The 2956-nt window shown below is 63.8% G+C and carries 3 protein-coding genes and 1 pseudogene; all 4 read left to right on the top strand.

The genetic code is table 11. The features are described from left to right. On the top strand, positions 1-454 hold a 454-nt coding region (locus EN969_RS24660; protein ID WP_164758461.1), incomplete at its 5' end, for an ABC transporter ATP-binding protein. A gap of 112 nt (positions 455-566) precedes the next feature. Next, positions 567-977: pseudogene (locus EN969_RS24665) on the top strand (DUF559 domain-containing protein); the annotation flags it as partial. Further along, positions 978-1856 (top strand): ABC transporter permease, encoded by an 879-nt coding sequence (locus EN969_RS24670; protein WP_063168502.1) that lies wholly within the window; start codon positions 978-980, stop codon positions 1854-1856. Further along, positions 1853-2956 (top strand): ABC transporter permease (locus EN969_RS24675; RefSeq protein ID WP_164758462.1); only part of this gene is annotated, 1104 nt, incomplete at its 3' end. The genes EN969_RS24670 and EN969_RS24675, both read left to right, overlap by 4 nt.

Raw genomic sequence — 2956 nt, forward strand, 5'->3', positions numbered from 1 at the left:
ATCCAGGGCGGAGCAAGGCGAGCGGATCAAGCGCACGCTCGGCCTCGTCAACCTCTCTGGATTCGAGAAGAAATATCCCTGGCAGCTCTCGGGCGGCATGCAGCAGCGCGCCTCGATTGCCCGTGCGCTGGCCTTCGACGCCGACCTGCTGCTGATGGACGAGCCGTTCGGCGCGCTGGACGAGATCGTGCGCGACCATCTCAACGAGCAGCTGCTGGAATTGTGGGGACGCACCAACAAGACCATCTGCTTCGTCACCCACTCCATTCCGGAGGCCGTCTATCTGTCGACGCGCATCGTCGTCATGTCGCCGCGCCCGGGCCGTGTCAGCGACATCATCGAATCGACGCTGCCGAGAGAGCGGCCGCTCGACATCCGCGAGACGCCGGAGTTTCTGGCGATCGCAGCGCGGGTGCGGGACGGGCTGCGCGCGGGGCACAGCTATGATGATTGAGGGGCAGGATGAGCTTCCTCCTCTCCCCAACGGGGAGAGGGTGGCCGGAGCGAAGCGGAGGTCGGGTGAGGGGGCGGCGCCGACGGATCCGACCAAGAGAAAGGTCGGGGCAACCGCTCGCGCCCGAAAGCTGCGGGTTGACGAGACCGAGGCTGAATACAGGCTTTGGGGGGAGCTGAGAGACCGTCATCTCAATGGCTACAAATTTGTGAGGCAAGTGCCGCTTGGACCGTTCATCGCGGATTTTGTTTGTCGCGAGGTAAGCCTGATTGTCGAACTTGATGGTAGTCAGCACGCAGATTCTCCAACCGACCCTTCCAGGACAGCTTGGCTGAACGGACAAGGTTATTCGGCTCTCCGGTTCTGGAATCATGAGGTTTTGGCCGAACGTCGAGCGGTCCTGGATACGATCTTGGCTTGCCTTGACGGAAAGATTTCCACCCCCTCACCCGACCTCCGCTTCGCTCCGGCCACCCTCTCCCCGTTGGGGAGAGGAGGGCGCCAGTCGGCTGAGGCCCGCTAGATGGACACCTTCCGCGACAAGCTCGTTCCCGTCACCTCCATCCTCGTTGGCGTGATCGCGCTCTGGTATGTCTTCGCCGTCATCCTCAACACGCCGTTCCAGCGCGATCTCGATCGTCGCGCGGGTGAAACATCCACGTTCAGCCAACTCATCGGCAAGACGCTGTCGCAGCCGAAGCCGACATTGCCGGCGCCGCACCAGGTGGCGGTGAATTTCTTCGAGAACACCTTCCTGCGGCCCATCACCTCCAACCGCAGCCTGGTCTACAATGCCTGGGTGACGCTTTCGTCGACGCTGCTCGGCTTCGCTTTCGGCACGGCGCTCGGCATCATCATCGCCGTCGGCATTGTCCATGTGGCGACGCTCGACCGCAGCCTGATGCCGTGGATCATCGCCTCGCAGACCATTCCCATCCTGGCTGTGGCGCCGATGATCATCGTCGTGCTGGGGGCGATCGGCATCAGCGGGCTCGTCCCGAAGGCGATGATTTCGACCTATCTGTCGTTCTTCCCGGTGACTGTCGGCATGGTGAAGGGGCTGCGCTCGCCCGAGATCATGCATCTCGACCTGATGCACACCTACAATGCCAGTCGCGCGCAGACCTTCTGGATGTTGCGCGTGCCTGCTTCGGTGCCGTTCCTGTTCACCTCGATGAAGGTGGCGGTGGCGGCAAGCCTGGTCGGCGCCATCGTCGGCGAACTGCCGACAGGCGCTGTCGCCGGCATCGGCGCCAAGCTGCTCGCCGGCGCCTATTATAGCCAGTCCATCGACATCTGGTCGGCGCTGGTCGCCGGTTCGGTGGTGGCAGCCCTTCTGGTCATGGTGGTCGGCATTGCCGGGCGCCTCGTCGACCGCGCTATGGGCGGGAGGCCGGCATGAACTGGCTGAAACCCTCCTGGCAGGCAGTGCTGGCGATCGTGCTGTGCCTGATCGCAGTGGCGCTCGGCCCGATCGCCGCGCCGAAAGTCGATGCACTGGCGCAGCCTGCAGGGACGTTGATATACCCCTATGTGGCGACGACCTGGCTGATTTTCGGCGTGCTGCTTGTCGCCGCTTTGATCTCGGTGACCAGAATACCGTCCATCGTCGAAGCCGTTGTGCTTTTCATCGGCGCGCATCTGGCCGCCTGGCTGCTGATTGGCGGCATCACCGGTTTCGAAGGCCTGGCGCGGACGCCGTACTTCCTGCTTCTCACCGCCGCATGGCTGCTTGGCTGGCGCTGCGTGGCGGTGCTGTCATCATTGCGTCCGTTCGCCAAATGGGCTCGCACCGCGCTGGGCCTGATCATCCCAGCCATCTTCGGCGCCTGGATCCTGATCATCTGGGAAGCGGTGACGCGTGGGGCCGGCATACCCTTCATCCTGCTGCCGCCGCCAAGTGCCATCGGCGCGCGCATCGCCGGTTCGCTGCCGGTGCTCGGCGCCGATGTCCGCCAGACCATCTTCAAGGCGGTCATCTTCGGCTATGTCGTGGGCAGCGGCGCCGGCTTCATCACCGCGGTGCTCGCAGACCGTGTGCCGTTCCTGCGACGCGGCCTGTTGCCGATCGGCAACATGGTCTCGGCGCTGCCGATCATCGGCGTCGCGCCGATCATGGTGATGTGGTTCGGCTTCGACTGGCAGTCCAAGGCGGCGGTGGTCATCATCATGACCTTCTTCCCGATGCTGGTGAACACGGTCGCCGGTCTGGCCGCCTCCGGCCATATGGAGCGCGACCTGATGCGCACCTACGCGTCGGGCTACTGGCCGACGCTCTTGAAGCTTCGGCTGCCGGCAGCAGCTCCCTTCATCTTCAACGCGCTGAAGATCAACTCGACGCTGGCGCTGATCGGCGCCATCGTTGCCGAGTTCTTCGGCACGCCTGTCGTCGGCATGGGCTTCCGCATCTCGACCGAGGTCGGGCGGATGAACATCGACATGGTCTGGGCCGAAATCGCAGTTGCAGCACTTGCGGGTTCGGTCTTTTATGGCGTGGTCGCT

The organism is Mesorhizobium sp. M7A.F.Ca.CA.003.01.2.1 (assembly GCF_003998945.1).
In the GTDB taxonomy this organism is placed as follows: domain Bacteria; phylum Pseudomonadota; class Alphaproteobacteria; order Rhizobiales; family Rhizobiaceae; genus Mesorhizobium; species Mesorhizobium ciceri.

Coding starts and splice junctions, on each gene's coding strand:
- EN969_RS24670 (WP_063168502.1), top strand. CDS start 978: ATGGACACCTTCCGCGACAAGCTCGTTCCCGTCACCTCCATCCTCGTT.